The sequence below is a fragment of the Acinetobacter sp. ANC 5378 genome, from assembly GCF_013004315.1.
Taxonomy (GTDB): Bacteria; Pseudomonadota; Gammaproteobacteria; order Pseudomonadales; family Moraxellaceae; genus Acinetobacter.
In genome coordinates this window covers 1-15,831 of record NZ_JABERK010000013.1, presented here as the reverse complement: position 1 = coordinate 15,831, position 15,831 = coordinate 1, and the positions used below count along the sequence as shown (strand labels likewise).

Annotated in this window: 14 protein-coding genes and 1 tRNA gene; 9 read left to right on the top strand and 6 right to left on the bottom strand. The window is 40.0% G+C overall.

What is annotated here, in order from left to right; genetic code table 11:
- Positions 1-126: 126 nt before the first annotated feature.
- Positions 127-1,455, top strand: coding sequence for a polyamine export protein PaeA (paeA, locus tag HLH16_RS04800; protein WP_131289896.1), 1,329 nt, complete (start codon positions 127-129; stop codon positions 1,453-1,455).
- Between the two features lie 391 nt (positions 1,456-1,846).
- Here the strand turns inward: paeA and HLH16_RS04795 are convergent, their stop codons facing one another.
- Entirely contained in the window at positions 1,847-2,356 is a 510-nt protein-coding gene (locus tag HLH16_RS04795; protein WP_171528459.1) for a hypothetical protein, read from the bottom strand.
- A gap of 352 nt (positions 2,357-2,708) precedes the next feature.
- On the opposite strand from HLH16_RS04795, the gene HLH16_RS04790 reads away from it, so the two are divergent.
- The 3 genes from HLH16_RS04790 to HLH16_RS04780 all read left to right on the top strand — a co-directional run bounded on the left by HLH16_RS04790 (position 2,709) and on the right by HLH16_RS04780 (position 4,261).
- A complete protein-coding gene (locus HLH16_RS04790) occupies positions 2,709-3,440 on the top strand; it encodes a hypothetical protein (protein ID WP_171528458.1) in 732 nt (243 codons plus the stop codon).
- Positions 3,441-3,649: 209 nt separating this feature from the next.
- Positions 3,650-3,735 (top strand) — tRNA-Leu (locus HLH16_RS04785).
- Positions 3,736-3,841: 106 nt separating this feature from the next.
- Positions 3,842-4,261 carry a hypothetical protein gene (locus tag HLH16_RS04780; RefSeq protein WP_171528457.1) on the top strand — a complete coding sequence of 140 codons (420 nt, stop codon included), beginning with the start codon at positions 3,842-3,844 and terminating at the stop codon, positions 4,259-4,261.
- 1 nt (position 4,262) lies between these two features.
- Here HLH16_RS04780 and HLH16_RS04775 read toward each other — a convergent pair whose 3' ends face one another.
- The 4 genes from HLH16_RS04775 to rlmE form a co-directional block, all read right to left on the bottom strand.
- Entirely contained in the window at positions 4,263-4,577 is a 315-nt protein-coding gene (locus HLH16_RS04775) for a DUF5713 family protein (RefSeq protein WP_214646615.1), read from the bottom strand.
- A gap of 130 nt (positions 4,578-4,707) precedes the next feature.
- The gene (gene folP / locus HLH16_RS04770; RefSeq protein ID WP_214646614.1) at positions 4,708-5,559 is read right to left on the bottom strand and encodes a dihydropteroate synthase; all 852 of its coding nucleotides are present in this window, start codon (positions 5,557-5,559) and stop codon (positions 4,708-4,710) included.
- A gap of 136 nt (positions 5,560-5,695) precedes the next feature.
- On the bottom strand, positions 5,696-7,585 hold the full coding sequence (ftsH, locus tag HLH16_RS04765) for an ATP-dependent zinc metalloprotease FtsH (protein WP_171528456.1): 1,890 nt from the start codon (positions 7,583-7,585) through the stop codon (positions 5,696-5,698).
- Between the two features lie 131 nt (positions 7,586-7,716).
- Positions 7,717-8,367 carry a 23S rRNA (uridine(2552)-2'-O)-methyltransferase RlmE gene (gene rlmE, locus HLH16_RS04760; protein ID WP_131268099.1) on the bottom strand — a complete coding sequence of 217 codons (651 nt, stop codon included), beginning with the start codon at positions 8,365-8,367 and terminating at the stop codon, positions 7,717-7,719.
- Between the two features lie 195 nt (positions 8,368-8,562).
- Between rlmE and yhbY the strand changes: the two genes are divergently transcribed.
- Positions 8,563-8,886 carry a ribosome assembly RNA-binding protein YhbY gene (yhbY, locus tag HLH16_RS04755; RefSeq protein ID WP_171528455.1) on the top strand — a complete coding sequence of 108 codons (324 nt, stop codon included), beginning with the start codon at positions 8,563-8,565 and terminating at the stop codon, positions 8,884-8,886.
- A gap of 5 nt (positions 8,887-8,891) precedes the next feature.
- The gene (locus HLH16_RS04750) at positions 8,892-9,431 is read left to right on the top strand and encodes a DOMON-like domain-containing protein (protein ID WP_131289914.1); all 540 of its coding nucleotides are present in this window, start codon (positions 8,892-8,894) and stop codon (positions 9,429-9,431) included.
- A 134-nt stretch (positions 9,432-9,565) separates the two neighbouring features.
- Here the strand turns inward: HLH16_RS04750 and HLH16_RS04745 are convergent, their stop codons facing one another.
- Positions 9,566-10,039: a hypothetical protein gene (locus tag HLH16_RS04745; RefSeq protein WP_171528454.1), complete on the bottom strand. Its 474-nt coding sequence runs from the start codon at positions 10,037-10,039 to the stop codon at positions 9,566-9,568.
- 311 nt (positions 10,040-10,350) lie between these two features.
- On the opposite strand from HLH16_RS04745, the gene carA reads away from it, so the two are divergent.
- From carA to greA, 3 genes are all read left to right on the top strand, one after another.
- Positions 10,351-11,490 (top strand): glutamine-hydrolyzing carbamoyl-phosphate synthase small subunit, encoded by a 1,140-nt coding sequence (gene carA, locus HLH16_RS04740; protein ID WP_131289920.1) that lies wholly within the window; start codon positions 10,351-10,353, stop codon positions 11,488-11,490.
- Positions 11,491-11,504: 14 nt separating this feature from the next.
- Positions 11,505-14,735 (top strand): carbamoyl-phosphate synthase large subunit, encoded by a 3,231-nt coding sequence (gene carB / locus HLH16_RS04735; RefSeq protein ID WP_171528453.1) that lies wholly within the window; start codon positions 11,505-11,507, stop codon positions 14,733-14,735.
- A gap of 90 nt (positions 14,736-14,825) precedes the next feature.
- A complete protein-coding gene (greA, locus tag HLH16_RS04730) occupies positions 14,826-15,302 on the top strand; it encodes a transcription elongation factor GreA (protein WP_131289926.1) in 477 nt (158 codons plus the stop codon).
- The last annotated feature ends 529 nt before the right edge of the window (positions 15,303-15,831 follow it).

The following is a 15,831-nucleotide window of genomic DNA, read 5'->3' as shown; positions in this document are numbered from 1 at the left end:
CGTAAAAATTCTTAAATTATTCTTTTTTAAGATTATACTGTGCTCATCAAGGTAGTAATTGCTTACTACCTTCAGTTCTTTTGTGTTAAAAATATTCCATAATAATGATGATCTACAGGTGGATTCGTGAGCCTTTTCCAGAATATCCTCATCATCGTGATACTGATTGCCGGAGCCGGCTTTCTCTCTTTAACTGAGATTGCCCTTGCCGGTGCACGTAAGGTCAAACTTAAAATCCTTGCAGAATCGGGCGATGAACGCGCTCAAAAAGTTTTAGACTTACAAGAACAATCTGCTGATTTCTTTGCGGCTTCGCAAATTGGCTTAAACGCGGTTGCCATTCTCGGTGGTATCTTGGGTGAAGCAGCATTTCGCCCCTATATCGTAAATTTTGTGAATCGCATTTATCAAGGTCCATGGACTGAAAACATTGGCTTTATCCTCTCCTTTAGCTTAGTCACCTCGCTGTTTATTCTTTTTGCAGATTTAATGCCAAAACGCATGGCCATGATCGCACCAGAAAAAATTGCGGTTTCTGTTATTAACCCGATTCAAGTTTTTATCAAAATTTGCAAGCCACTCGCCTGGGTGATCAATGCCATCGCGAATTTGCTGTTCCGTTTGTTTAAAATCAACACCATCCGTGATGACAATATTACTTTTGCCGATATTTCTGCAGTGATGGATGCGGGTGCACAAGCCGGTGTACTACAAAAGCAGGAACATCATTTCATTGAAAATGTATTTGAACTTGAAGAACGCAATGTCCCTTCAAGCATGACCACACGTGAAAACGTGGTGTTTTTCACCTTAAAAGAATCTGAAGCCAGTATTCGCCAGAAACTCGCAGAATATCCTTATTCCAAGTTTTTGGTTTGTAGTGAAAATATTGATGATGTGATTGGCTATATTGATGCCAAGGATATTTTAGTCCGTATTCTGAATAACCAGTCTTTACTGCAACTGAATGAAAATACCATTCGTAGTGTACTGACCATTCCAGATACGCTAACGCTTTCTGAATTACTGGATCGCTTCCGTTCAACCAAGGAAAAATTCGCGGTTGTCATTAACGAATATGCGCTAGTTGTTGGTGTGATTACCTTATCCGACATTATGATTACTGTAATGGGCGACTGGGTGACGACGATTGAAGCCGATCAGCAGATCATCAAACGTGATAATAATTCATGGCTGATTGATGGCAGCACGCCGATTGAAGACATCAAGCATGCGCTTGAAATTGATGAAATGCCGGATGATGAAAACTATGAAACCATCGCTGGTTTCATGATGTATAAATTACGCAAGATTCCACGTCCTGCAGATGCAGTGATATTTGGTGCTTATAAATTTGAAGTGGTGGATGTCGATCATTTTAAAATTGACCAATTACTGGTGACACGCCTACTCGAAAGACCAGCAGAAAATGATAGTCAGGAACAAGCAGAGTAATCTGCTTTTTTTCTTTTTTATTGAATATACGATCACTACTAAAAACAATAAAACTGGATAACGATAATGAATATTTCCTTGTCAGTATTACTCTCCTGCTTAAGTTTTTATTCTGGCATTTATATGATTTACTATTTTTTTGCAAAACAATAACAGCCACTGATCATTCTCATTGCGATTGCCCTGCTGATTTTCGCCTGGTGGATTACACCTCATAGCTATGAATGTGATCGGAAAAGTTATGATTCAACCCTGCGTATGGGAGAGTTTCTCTGGAATCCATTCATTACAGGTGGAGACTTTTTATTTAGCCAATCAGTCTATTACTGGCTTGACTTTATCAATAAAAAAAGCACCAGTTGAATGGTGCTTTTTTTAATTTGAATGAAGATTATTTAAAGTTTTCAATCAAGTTCTCGATCACGAGAGCATAGTGAATACTAATATCGTCTTCTAAAATATTGTATGCATTATCAAACTGAACCATAGGCCAGCCTTCTTTCCAGAATGGGAAAATATTGTGTAGATCATGCGTTACAATTGCATCTTCACGCAAAATTGCTTGCGCAATCTGTGATAAAACTTGAGCTGTTTCAGCGCCATCAATCGCCATATAATCAATACCACGTACTTTTAAAATACGAATACGATCTTTTTTATATTTAATTTTTTTGGCTTGTCCGGCATTTAATCCCAATGCCAAAGTCACTGCTTCAACAAAGTTTTTTTCAAAAGCATCATGCAAAGCAACAATTGCCTGTTTATGTGCTTCTTGACGACCAGCTTTACCACCATTACGGATAATCTCTTTCGCTTCAGTATTCAGCACATCGTCTTTCATGGACTGTAAAATGTCTAAAATTTCGATATCGCTTAAAGATTCAGGAGATTGATCAGTCATGAACTGTCCTTGGACAAAAATAATAAAGGTCTATTTTCGCATAATTCATCATTTAATACAGGAATAAAATCTGCTTCAGCACATTCTTCGTTAACTACTGATCGAAAAACAATAGTTGTAAATAGCGCTATTGATATAACAACATTGAAATACCTTTAGCGACTAAAAATTTATAATTTTGTGAGAACACAGCAATGGATCTATCTAAAAAGCTGAACTCGACTTAAATAGCCAAAAGTTAACAGGAAATACTTTTCACTGCTCATTCCTAAAAGATAAGCTTACTTTTTTTCTGTCATATTCTGTTAAATCATTTATATTACATTTACTTTTTATGCCCCCTTTAATTCTTATGATCAGCAATAAACAAACCGTCCTTTTTTTAAAACAAATGCGGGAGCAACACCCGACAGCATTTAAAAGAAATTATTTGTTTTATAGCATGATCAAAACCAAGGGCATTTTAGATGAACTTAAAGAACTGATTCCGTGGGTTCTTGCAGCGATGATTTTTGTATCACTTTCGATGAGTTTGGGTCATTTTATTTCGATTCAATTCCCCCAATTTGATACTTTTCGCTCGCATGGCATTGCTGTTTTAGCCATTATGTTGCTGTTTATGCTCTACACTCCACTCGTCATCAAGCAAATCAAACATAGTTCAACCTCCCTGTATCAACATCTACGTCACACCCCGATTAAACTCGCTGTGCTGATTGTGCTTCAAACCATTAATATTGCTTATATTGAAAGTACTTTTTTAGAAGTCATTCTGTTTTTCTTTGCCTTAAGTTTTGGTTTTGTACGCTTTTATAAGGAAAATATGTTCCGTCAAAATACTCAAAATGAGCAATATTTTTATCTGCAAGAAACACGTCGCATTTGCTTTTGGTCATATAAACAAATTTTAAAAATTAAATTTAAAATTTTATGGAGTGCAAAAAATTCAAAGGCACACCACGCCCTTCAACAACAAGAAAAAAAGTTTATCGAGCTCCATATTCAGCTTATTCGTTATGAAAATGAATTGTGTAAAACTCATAAACATGTTGATGTTGAAACCTATTTAGATAGCTTGATGTAAATATCAAAAGCTGTGTTCCATCATCTAGATTTCATTCAGAAAATGATTATTTTACATCCCCTCAATCAATAAAAAAAATAATCATGATCTCGAAAACTCGTAAAAATGAATTATTTTATAGCGATAAATACATGAATTGATTGAAAAGAAAGCAAACACACCGAAAGATACTTGCCAAGTTTTATTTCGTCCTCTATTATTGCGCACATGCCCGAGTGGTGAAATCGGTAGACACAGGGGATTTAAAATCCCCCGCCCACAAAGCGTGCCAGTTCGAGTCTGGCCTCGGGCACCATTTTAATACTTCTTAAAATGGTGCAATAAAAGACCCAGCGATAAGCTGGTTTTTTTATGCCTAAATTATTAAAATACAATCAAACCAATAAAAAGAAATAATAAAAATGAACACAAATAACTTACAACCCATGCTGTATTCCAGCCTGTTTATATTGCTCACCTCATCCTTTTGTTATGCAGCAGAGCCAGAAGTTAAAGCACCGACTCAGGTCATTTATTCTTTATTTTCTGGAACGATTACCCTAGATAAAGATCAGCTGATTTTACATCACTGCACTTTAGGCAAAGATCCCTACCTGCTTGAGTTTAATCATGCACAAGATGAAAAACGGATTCGTACACTCTTGCAACAAGAGCCAAATTTTTGGCTTAACTTAAAAGCAAGTGCTTATCTGAAAAATGAAAAACGCTACTTAAGTGTGGATGGAATAGCAGAGATTCACCCCAAAGAAAGCTGCCATCTTTCCAAACTGTTGTCTGATTTAAATAAATCTTCGAATATCAAGCTAACCAATAGAGAGTGACTTACCACTCTCTATTGGATACCAATTCTTCCATTTCAATATCCATATAACCGTTATCTTGCACCACCATCATCATGGCTTCAGCAATATAATCCGCTGCAGTATCATCTAATGATGAATCAAGGTCCTCAAACTGGGGTTTCATCTTATTAATTAAAACCACTGTTTCGGCAGCAAAACGATAAATTTCCACTTCAGACAAATCAGACTTTGCTACTTTCTTCGCAAACTGTTTAATGGTCTGTTTAACTTCAGCCACCAGAATATCGGGATAATATTCGTCATCAAACATCGGGAGAAGTAAATCTTCAAACATACAAAACTCAAAAAAGATACGCATTAAAGCGAGCCTGTATAACACAAAGCAACAAAATTACCAAACCAAGCCACAAAAAAGCGAGGGGATTTTACCACCACTCTATTTTATGCAAACTTCTTGCATGCCATTAAGCTTGGCTCATTGCATTCAAAACTTTAATTGCATCCGACATCGCTTTAACATCGTGTGCACGCACCATAGAAGCGCCCTGTTGAATACTCATCAAATGCGCTGCTACCGAGCCTATAGCACGATTTTGTGCATCAGCTCCACCCAGTGCTTCGCCAATAAAACGCTTCCGAGAGAGTGCAGATAAAATGGGATACCCCATATCATTTAATTTATAAAATTCATTTAATAATTTTAAATTTTGCTGTGCATTTTTAGCAAAACCAAAGCCCGGATCAATCATGATATTTTCAAGTTTCACCCCTGCTTTTAAAGCATCATCGACACGCTGCTGTAGCTCTTCAATCACATCCGTCGTTACATCATTATATTGATCTAAATTATTCATGGTCGTGGGTTCACCACGCATATGCATAATAATCACGGGAATATTCAGTTCAACTGCAGTTTCAAGAGCCTGGGGACGTGTTAATGCACGGACGTCATTCCAGATATGGGCTCCAGCTTTTACTGCAGCTTTCATTACTTCTGGTTGTGAAGTATCAATCGAGATAATGACATCATGCTTTGATAATTCTTCTACCACAGGCACCACACGACGTATTTCTTCATCCACTTCTACCACAGATGCCCCTGGACGTGTGGATTCACCACCTACATCAATAACAGTCGCTCCATCAGCAATCATTTGCAGTGCATAGGCTACGGCTTGATCTTTTGCATTATGCTTTCCACCATCACTAAAAGAGTCTGGAGTGACATTCAAGATACCCATGACATGCGGTTGAGATAAATCCAGACTTAGCCGTCCACATTGTAATACTCGTTTTGGTAATGGCATCAACCGCATAACAACTCTCCTTAATATCTAACCCATAGTGTATCAAGAGTTGCTTTTACTCTTACTAAAATATTTTCAAACTCTAAACTTTTAAGTATAAAAAAGAGCCTCAATTGAGACTCTTTTTTATACCGAACCTAAACAATTAGTTTGCAGGTAATGGTGGTGGTGTTGCTGGACCATCAGTTGGTGTTACATCAATTACTGGATTATCAGCAATATACACTTTAGGTGGTTGAGGTTCACGACCTTCCATGATGTCACGGATTTGATCACGATCAATCGTTTCCCATTCCATCAACGCTTTAACCATCGCATGGGCAACATCTTTCTTACTTTCCAAGATATCGCGTGCGATTTTATATTGCTCATCTAGAATTCGACGAATTTCACGATCCACTTCTAGTTGCGTAGTTTCAGAAATACTGCGACTACCAATACTGCCCATGAAAGATTGCTGTGCATCTTCTTCATAGACCATCACGCCCATTTTTTCAGACATACCATATTTGGTCACCATTGCACGTGCCATTTTCGTTGCACGTTCAAAATCGTTTGATGCACCTGTAGACATTTGATTAATGAATACTTCTTCAGCAATACGACCACCAAACAAAATTGAAAGTTCATTTAACATTTTGTCTTTGTAATGGCTGGTCTGATCAAATTCAGGTAACTGCCAAGTGACACCCAAAGCCCAACCACGCGGCATAATCGTTACTTTATGCACAGGGTCTGTACCCGGTAAACTTTCGGCAACAATCGCATGACCGGCTTCATGGTAAGCCGTAGCTCGACGCTCTTCATCACGAAGCACCATCGATTTACGTTCAGGCCCCATGTACAACTTATCTTTTGCATCTTCAAAGTCATGCATATCGACCGTGTTCTTGTTACGACGCGCTGCAAATAATGCCGCTTCGTTTACAAGATTTGCCAATTGCGCACCTGAAAAGCCAGGCGTACCACGTGCAAGAACTTTTACGTCTACACCTGTGACTGAAGGCAATTTTTTCATGTGAACATTCAGAATTTGTTCACGACCTTTAATGTCTGGCAAGCCAACCATCACTTGACGGTCAAAACGACCCGGACGAAGTAAGGCTTTATCCAGTACATCTGCACGGTTGGTTGCAGCGATAACGATAATACCTTCGTTACCTTCAAAACCATCCATTTCTACAAGCATCTGGTTTAGTGTTTGTTCACGTTCATCATGACCACCACCAGTACCTGAACCACGATGACGACCGACTGCATCAATCTCATCAATAAAGATGATACATGGTGCGTGGCGTTTTGCTTGTTCAAACATGTCACGGACACGAGACGCACCCACACCCACGAACATTTCAACAAAGTCAGAACCAGAAATACTAAAAAATGGAACTTTTGCTTCACCAGCAATGGCTTTCGCAAGTAAAGTTTTACCGGTACCTGGAGGACCCACCATTAGAACACCACGAGGAATACTTGCACCGAGACGTTTAAATTTGGTTGGATCTTTCAGGAAATCGACAATTTCGACAACTTCTTGTTTAGCTTCATCACAGCCCGCAACATCAGAAAAAGTGACTTTAATTTGGTCTTCAGAAAGCATTTTTGCTTTTGACTTACCAAAACTCATTGGGCCGCTTTTGCCACCTGCACCACCACCCATGTTTCGCATAAAGAACATGAATAACAAAATGATTAAAAGTACAGGGAAGCTGGCGATAAGAAGTTGCATCAACAAGCCTTGACGTTGAGGAGCAGTACCCTCTACGACAACACCATGTTTAATGAGGCTTGGCATAAGTTCTGGGTCTTGAATCGCAGGACGAATACTCTCAAACTCTGAGCCGTTTGTTTTTTCACCACGAATTCTTTCACCATCAATTGTGACTTGCTTAATTTGACCAGCATTCACCGCTGAAACAAACTCTGAATAATTCATTGCAGTCGGTTGATTGCGGTCACTGATGTTGCTGAAAATCAGAATCAGCACACCAAGTATAACCAGCCACAATACGGCATTCTTGAAGAGATCGCTCAAAGCTTTATTCCCATATCAATCTAATTTGATCATGCCCAAAACGGGTGACCTTAATTTAAGCTGAAGATCAGCTTTGCAATATTTTAAAAATGTACAAAATGCACAATTTTTAACGTCTTGGCAAGTAAACTTTATTTAGAAGCCTTCTTGCGCCCTTGTCCGATCAAAAATACTTCTTTAGAACGGGCACGTGAAGCAGCAGGTTTTGCTGTCTTTAATACATCAAAGCTATCTACGACTTGTTTACGGAATTCATCAAATCCTGTGCCTTGGAAAACCTTGACCACAAACTGCCCTTTAGGTCCTAAAACCTTGTTGGCGAAATCTAAAGCAAGTTCACACAAGTAAATTTGACGTGGTTGATCTACAGCCTTATTACCTGATGTATTGGGGGCCATATCTGAAATTACAACGTCTACGGTCCGTCCGTTTAAAAGATTTAACAATTTTTCGAAAACTTCTTCTTCTCGAAAGTCACCTTGTAAAAAGGTGACATCAGGCAATGCATCCATTTCCAAGATATCTGAAGCAATCAGCAAACCTTTATCGCCGACCAATTTTCCGGCAATTTGCGACCAGCTTCCTGGGGCAGCACCCAGATCGACCACGGTCATGCCTGGCTTAATAATTTTATATTTTTCTTGCATTTCAAGAAGCTTATAAGCAGCACGCGCACGATAGCCTTCCTTCTGTGCTTTTTTCACAAACGGATCGTCTAGGTGCTCGCGCATCCAATCTCGACTGCTTTTCGATAACTTTTGGTTGGTAATGCGTGTCGCCATAACTCTCTAAATAATAAAAAACTTCTAATTCATGATTGTACGTGAAAAACACAGACCTTGCAGTATACATCTGTATCTAAATCCGATCTTTGGTATGTTTTTTTCAATAATGGAAATTGATTTTTTCAACAGAATATAAAGCGTTTAAACCCGACATTTGCTATACTAAGCCGTTTTTAAAATTAGGTTATCTTTATGGCGGCTTTATCAATTCAGGAACGCAAGCGTTTGCGTCAAATCGGACATGCACTTAACCCGGTGGTTATGCTTGGCGGTCAAGGTTTGACTGAAAATGTCATCGAAGAAACAAACCGTGCTTTAAATGATCATGAACTGATTAAAGTTAAAATTGCCGGTGAAGATCGCGAAGTACGTGTTGCGGCAATTAACGAAATTGCTCAAGTGACTGGCGCTGAAATTGTACAAACGATTGGTAAAATTGCATTGCTTTATAAAAAAGCTGCAAAACAAAATCCAAAACTTTCGAACCTTGTACGCCACGCACATTTGTCTAACTAAGCTGTATGGCCAGTTACGAACTTAACGCTTTTGATCGTCGCTTTCAATCTATCTCTTTAGTGGGCGCGATTGAACAACAAGGCTCATATGGTTTAAATGTGGGCTATTGGTTACGTGATCCAAATCAACTCATGCAATGGCCTGACTTGATACAAGGTAATCCACGTCAAGATTTCTTATGGGAAAATACCTGTTATGAAATTTTTATTGGCGTTCACGGTGAAGATTTTTATCGAGAAATCAACCTCTCCCCTTCACAAGCTTGGCAGGTCTATCAATTTGAGGAATATCGTTATCCTGAAGATATGCCTCCGCAAGCTGCGAATGACATTGAACTCAATCAATTGAAACGCACACATTATGGTTTGAATGTGAGCCTGGATTTGACCGAGTTTATGTTAAAGCACAAATTACAATGGTCGAATATGTTCTTAGGTTTAAGTGCTGTACTTAAAACCTCGCAAGGTCATCAATACTATGCGATGCAACACAGCAGTCCTAATGCAGACTTTCACAACAAACGTGACTGGCTACATCAGTTCTAAAACGTAGCACCGATATTCGACAAATAAAAAAGTGAGGCATACGACCTCACTTTTTTATGCTCTCAATACTTAGATTGAGGAAATATTGCATATTTCCTGCCCCCTAGTCTGGCAGTTACGCCTTGAATAATAAATCAGCTTTTTACTGTTGGTTTTTCCTCAGCTTTCTCTGACACTTTTTTCCAGACATCTAAAGTATGTTCTTTTGAACGTTTGAAGGTTTCAGTTAAATGATCTTTATGCTTAACAGAAATTTGACTGACATCGTCTTTCAACTCTTTACCTAATTTCGATAAATCATCAATCACAGCATTGAATTCAGATTTCACAAACTCCTTCAATTCACTTAAGTCTTTTTGTGAAAAATTGAGTTGTTTCTTAATGGTGTCAATGCGCTGAAGAATATCCTGTTTCAGATTTTGCACTTGATCTTGTACATTTGCCTGCAGTTCTTTCGCTTCAGCTTTAACATGTTCAGCCGATTCAGTCACCGCTTCGGTTACTTTTTGTTGTGCCTCTTTAGATGCTTGTTCCAACTTTTCAGCACCCTCAACAACCACCTCTTTTAAGGCAGGTTTAGCTTTAACTTGTTTTTGTTCTGTAGTCATGGCCTTGTTCCTAGAGTTATTACATGAGAGATACAGACTAGTCGATTCGATAAAATTTAAGTTTTGATTTGTCTGACAATTATCATTTGCTTACATTTTACATACACTGTCTCAAAAACAGACTTTCGTTCAAAACACAAGGTATTTATCTTACATATTCGGCATAAATAGAATGGACTTCAAACTACTTCCTCCGTATAATGCCGTGTTAAGTTCAAGCGAGCAGACATAGGGAGGGTAGGTTAAAAAAATAGCCTTCCTTTTTTTTCGTCTTCTCGCTTTTTTACAGCCTAAATTTCAGGAGCTTTGGTTTGAGCACTCCCGCCATTTTAGCCCTCGCAGATGGAACGATCTTTAAAGGTACGTCTATCGGTGCATCGGGTAGTACGACTGGTGAAGTCGTTTTTAATACAGCAATGACTGGCTATCAAGAAATTTTGACTGACCCAAGTTATGCACAGCAACTTGTGACTTTGACTTACCCGCATATTGGTAATACAGGTTGTAATGATGAAGACGCTGAGTCAGGTCGAATTCATAAAGTATGGGCCAACGGTTTAATTATCCGTGACCTTCCTTTATTGCATAGCAATTTCCGTGCGAATCAATCTTTGGGTGAATACCTTCAACAACACAATGTTGTTGCGATTGCCGATATCGATACACGTAAATTGACACGAATTTTACGTGCGAAAGGTGCGCAAAATGGTTGCATCCTAGCGGGTGACAACATTACAGAAGAAGAAGCTTTAGAAAAAGCACGTGCCTTTGGCGGTCTGAACGGTTTAGACCTGGCGAAAGAATGCTGTGACCCAGAAGGTTTTGAATGGACTGAAGGTTCTTGGACACTTGGTCAAGGCTTCTCTCAACCTGAACTTAAATTCCATGTTGTTGCATATGATTACGGTGTCAAAACCAACATCTTACGTATGCTGACTGATCGCGGATGCAAACTAACTGTAGTTCCAGCTCAAACGCCTGCAGAAAAAGTTCTTGCATTAAATCCGGACGGTGTGTTCTTGTCGAACGGTCCTGGCGATCCAGCTGCATGTGATTATGCAATTGAAGCTGTAAAAACAATTGTTGAAACAACTGAAATTCCTGTATTTGGTATCTGCTTAGGTCACCAAATCCTTGCGCTTGCTTCTGGTGCTAAAACTGTGAAAATGCCTCACGGTCACCACGGTGCAAACCATCCTGTACAAAATCTTGAAGATGGTACAGTGATGATTACTTCTCAGAACCATGGCTTTGCAGTGGACATTGATACCTTACCTGCAAACCTGAAAGCGACGCACATCTCATTGTTCGATCAAACCCTTCAGGGTATGCATCGCACGGATAAACCAGCATTCAGCTTTCAGGGTCACCCTGAAGCGAGTCCTGGTCCACATGACTGTGCCCCTTTGTTCGATCATTTCATCGAACTTATCGAAGCGTCTAAGAAGTAATTAAGGAAGCGATCATGGCTAAACGTACAGACATTAAAAGCATCTTAATTATTGGTGCGGGTCCGATTGTGATCGGTCAAGCATGTGAGTTTGACTACTCAGGTGCGCAAGCATGTAAAGCCCTTCGTGAAGAAGGCTACCGTGTCATTTTGGTAAACTCTAACCCAGCGACCATTATGACCGACCCGGCAATGGCTGATGCAACGTATATCGAACCGATTACTTGGCAGACTGTTGCACAAATCATCGAGAAAGAGCGTCCAGATGCTGTCCTTCCAACTATGGGTGGTCAAACAGCATTGAACTGTGCGCTTGCACTTGATGAACATGGCATTTTAGAAAAATTCAATGTTGAATTAATCGGTGCAAGTAAAGATGCCATTGAAATGGCTGAAGACCGTAAATTGTTTGATGACGCAATGCGTCGTATTGGTCTTGAATGCCCACGTGCTGCTGTTGCAAGCACCATGGAAGAAGCATTCGAGATTCAGGCAAAACTCGGCTTCCCTTCTATTATTCGTCCATCATTCACCATGGGTGGTTCAGGCGGTGGTATTGCTTACAACCGTGATGAATTCATTGAAATCTGTGAACGCGGTTTCGATCTTTCGCCAACTCACCAACTGCTAATCGATGAATCATTGATTGGTTGGAAAGAGTACGAAATGGAAGTTGTTCGTGACAAAAACGACAACTGTATCATCGTATGTGCGATCGAAAACTTCGACCCTATGGGCGTTCATACAGGTGACTCAATCACTGTTGCTCCTGCGCAAACATTGACAGACAAAGAATACCAGTTGATGCGTAATGCTTCGATTGCAGTTCTACGTGAAATTGGTGTGGAAACAGGTGGTTCGAACGTTCAATTCGGTATTAACCCGAAAGACGGTCGTATGGTTGTAATCGAGATGAACCCACGTGTATCACGTTCATCTGCACTTGCATCTAAAGCAACGGGTTTCCCAATTGCACGAATTGCAGCGAAATTGGCTGTAGGTTACACCCTTGATGAATTGAAAAATGACATCACTGGCGGTGCAACACCTGCGTCATTCGAACCTGCAATCGACTACGTGGTCACTAAGATTCCTCGTTTTAACTTTGAGAAATTCCCACAAGCTGAAGCAATTCTAACTACACAGATGAAATCTGTGGGCGAAGTCATGGCCATTGGTCGTAACTTCCAGGAATCTATGCAAAAAGCGCTTCGTGGTCTTGAAGTTGGTGCTTCTGGTTTTGATGAAAAAATCGAAGTCGGTGCTGATGGTGCGAAAGATAAAATCCTTCAAGAACTTAAAGTTCCAGGTCCAGAGCGTATTTGGTATGTGGCTGACGCATTCCGTCACGGCTTCACTTTAGATGAAGTTTTTGCTGCGACCAATATCGACAAATGGTTCCTGATCCAGATCGAAGACATCATCAAAACTGAAGAACAAATCAAAACGCTTGGTTTCGGTGATTTGAATGCCGACAACATCCGTTCGTTCAAACGCAAAGGTTTATCGGATCTTCGCATTGCACACTTGATGGGTATTTCACAAAAACAATTCCGTAAACACCGTTGGAACTTGGGTGTGACCCCGGTTTACAAACGTGTCGATACTTGTGCAGCAGAATTCGAATCGGATACTGCTTACATGTACTCAACTTACGATGAAGAATGTGAAGCTAACCCTTCAACTCGCGACAAGATCATGGTAATCGGTGGCGGTCCTAACCGTATCGGTCAAGGTATCGAGTTCGATTACTGTTGTGTACATGCTGCACTTGCTATGCGTGAAGACGGTTATGAAACCATCATGGTGAACTGTAACCCTGAAACGGTTTCTACCGACTATGACACATCAGATCGTTTGTACTTCGAACCAATTACTTTGGAAGATGTACTTGAAATCGTGCGTATCGAGAAGCCTAAAGGCATTATCGTACAATACGGTGGTCAAACACCTTTGAAATTGGCTCGTGCTTTAGAAGAAGCTGGTGCTCCGATCATTGGTACATCTCCTGATGCGATTGACCGTGCAGAAGACCGTGAACGTTTCCAGCAAATGATTCAACGTCTGCAACTTCGTCAACCAAGCAACAGCATTGTTAAATCTGCTGAAGAAGGTATGGCTGAAGCGTCTAAAGTGGGCTACCCGCTTGTGGTACGTCCTTCATACGTGCTTGGTGGCCGTGCGATGGAAATCGTCTATAACGACGACGAATTGAAACGATACTTGCGTGATGCTGTTCAAGCCTCTAACGAAGCGCCTGTATTGCTTGACCACTTCCTTGATGATGCAACTGAAGTCGATGTTGACTGTGTATCTGACGGTAAAGATGTGGTGATTGGCGGTATCATGCAGCACATTGAACAAGCCGGTATTCACTCTGGTGACTCAGCATGTTCAATTCCTCCTTATTCTCTATCTCAAGAGATTCAGGACGAAATGCGTCGTCAAACTGTTGCCATGGCGAAAGAGCTTGGCGTAATTGGTTTGATGAACGTACAGTTTGCAGTTAAAGGCAACGACGTTTACATTCTGGAAGTGAATCCACGTGCATCACGTACTGTGCCTTTCGTTTCTAAATGTATCGGTGAGTCTTTAGCGAAAGTAGCTGCACGTTGTATGGCGGGTCAGTCTTTAGTATCTCAAGGATTTACTAAAGAAATTATTCCGACTCACTTCGCTGTTAAAGAAGCTGTGTTCCCATTTGCGAAATTCCCTGGTGTTGACCCAATTCTTGGACCTGAGATGAAATCTACAGGTGAAGTGATGGGTGTGGGTACAACTTTTGGTGAAGCATTCTATAAAGCTGTGTTAGGCTCGAATGATCGCTTACCAGGTAAACCAACTGAAGGTGAAGTAAAACATGCATTCTTGTCTGTACGTGAGTCAGATAAACCGCATGTTGCACGCATTGCGCAACAACTTGTTGATTACGGTTTCAAACTTGTAGCAACAAGTGGTACGCATAAAGTGATTACTGAAGCGGGTATTGCATGTGAACGTGTGAATAAGGTAACTGAAGGTCGCCCTCATATCGTAGATCGCTTGAAAAATGGCGAGATTCACCTCATTATCAATACATCTGAAGGTAAACAAGCTCAGCAGGATTCGTTCTCAATCCGTCGCTCTGCGCTTCAAGGTAAAGTGTATTACACCACAACCTTGAATGGTGCTGATGCTGTATGCCAAGCTTTAGCAATTAAATTGCCGATGGATGTATATCGCTTGCAAGATTTAACAGTAGGTTAATAAATTACCGATAAGTCCCGTCACCTTATTGGTGGCGGGATTTTTTCATTTATAAACCATTATTTTTTATACTCACTTAGAGGGACAACAATGCAACGTTATCCTATGACTCCCGAAGGCAAAGAAGCCCTAGAGAAAGAATTACATCAGTTAAAAAGTGTTGATCGTCCACGTATTATTGCGGCAATTGCTGAAGCACGTGAACATGGGGATTTGAAAGAAAACGCGGAATACCATGCGGCTCGTGAGCAACAAGGTTTCTGTGAAGGCCGTATTCAAGACATCGAAGGTAAACTTGGTGCAATGCAAGTGATTGATGTTAAAACACTTGAGCAAAACGGTCGTGTCGTTTTTGGCGTAACAGTAACGATTGAAAACCTGGACACCGAAGAACAAAAGACTTATCAAATTGTAGGCGATGATGAAGCAGACTTTAAGATCAACAAGATCTCTGTGAACTCTCCTATTGCTCGTGGTCTTTTGGGCAAAAGCGAAGGTGACGAAGTGAAAATCGTAACGCCTCAAGGTGAAGTGGAATACGAAATTGTAAAAGTTGCCTATCTTTAATTTTAAAGATTGAATACTTTTAAAGCCCCTCACTTGAGGGGTTTTTTATTGCAAAATTTTCGATTTATCTTTAACTTATAAACCAATAATAAAATTGATAATTAAAAATGGATGATCGCGTCATACAAGCTTTTTACTATGCAATAGGTGGTTTGGTACTTGGTATTACCATCGCAATAAAGTGGTCATATTTCATAGACACGCATACCAATTCTGCACTTATTATCTTTATCACCACAATCAGCTCTGCAATTTTAGGTTTTCTTTTTCCTAATAGCATAAAAGGGTTATTTATGAGTTTGTGGAATTTTTTTAGATAAAATTTTTCATAATTTTAATCTTCTCCCTCACCCCAACCCTCTCCCTGAGGGAGTAATCATTACAAATCAAAATTCACAATGGAAGTTCAGAGGTGGTCCCACATGTTTGAACAACTAAAAGCTTATTTATAAGTGATACTCTGCTCTAGTTAAGCTACCTTATTTTGTTGTGGTAGCTGGTCATAGTAAAACTCATCTGGAGTCATTTT

Coding starts and splice junctions, on each gene's coding strand:
- HLH16_RS04745 (WP_171528454.1), bottom strand. CDS start 10,039: ATGACTACAGAACAAAAACAAGTTAAAGCTAAACCTGCCTTAAAAGAG.
- HLH16_RS04780 (WP_171528457.1), top strand. CDS start 3,842: ATGAACACAAATAACTTACAACCCATGCTGTATTCCAGCCTGTTTATA.
- folP (WP_214646614.1), bottom strand. CDS start 5,559: ATGCGGTTGATGCCATTACCAAAACGAGTATTACAATGTGGACGGCTA.
- yhbY (WP_171528455.1), top strand. CDS start 8,563: ATGGCGGCTTTATCAATTCAGGAACGCAAGCGTTTGCGTCAAATCGGA.
- HLH16_RS04795 (WP_171528459.1), bottom strand. CDS start 2,356: ATGACTGATCAATCTCCTGAATCTTTAAGCGATATCGAAATTTTAGAC.
- carB (WP_171528453.1), top strand. CDS start 11,505: ATGGCTAAACGTACAGACATTAAAAGCATCTTAATTATTGGTGCGGGT.
- HLH16_RS04775 (WP_214646615.1), bottom strand. CDS start 4,577: ATGTTTGAAGATTTACTTCTCCCGATGTTTGATGACGAATATTATCCC.
- greA (WP_131289926.1), top strand. CDS start 14,826: ATGCAACGTTATCCTATGACTCCCGAAGGCAAAGAAGCCCTAGAGAAA.
- HLH16_RS04790 (WP_171528458.1), top strand. CDS start 2,709: ATGATCAGCAATAAACAAACCGTCCTTTTTTTAAAACAAATGCGGGAG.
- rlmE (WP_131268099.1), bottom strand. CDS start 8,367: ATGGCGACACGCATTACCAACCAAAAGTTATCGAAAAGCAGTCGAGAT.
- HLH16_RS04750 (WP_131289914.1), top strand. CDS start 8,892: ATGGCCAGTTACGAACTTAACGCTTTTGATCGTCGCTTTCAATCTATC.